The sequence below is a fragment of the Pseudomonas baetica genome (assembly GCF_019733355.1).
Classification (GTDB): Bacteria; Pseudomonadota; Gammaproteobacteria; order Pseudomonadales; family Pseudomonadaceae; genus Aquipseudomonas; species Aquipseudomonas baetica_A.
In genome coordinates, this window is sequence record NZ_JAIHLQ010000202.1 from 1 (window position 1) to 231 (window position 231).

The following is a 231-nucleotide window of genomic DNA, read 5'->3' on the forward strand; positions in this document are numbered from 1 at the left end:
AAATGCACTCGTAGCTCAGCTGGATAGAGTACTCGGCTACGAACCGAGCGGTCACAGGTTCGAATCCTGTCGAGTGCACCATTTTAAGGTTGTTTGCAGCAATGCAGGTGATCTGGCTTCAACCAGTTGTGATCTGGTCTAAAAACACAAAATGCACTCGTAGCTCAGCTGGATAGAGTACTCGGCTACGAACCGAGCGGTCACAGGTTCGAATCCTGTCGAGTGCACCAT

2 tRNA genes are annotated in these 231 nt (G+C 50.2%); both read left to right on the forward strand.

Annotation, left to right across the window (positions count from 1 at the left end):
• Positions 1-4: 4 nt before the first annotated feature.
• Positions 5-81: transfer RNA gene (locus tag K5E40_RS34750), tRNA-Arg, on the forward strand.
• Positions 82-153: 72 nt separating this feature from the next.
• Positions 154-230, forward strand: a tRNA-Arg gene (locus tag K5E40_RS34755).
• Position 231 lies beyond the last annotated feature (1 nt).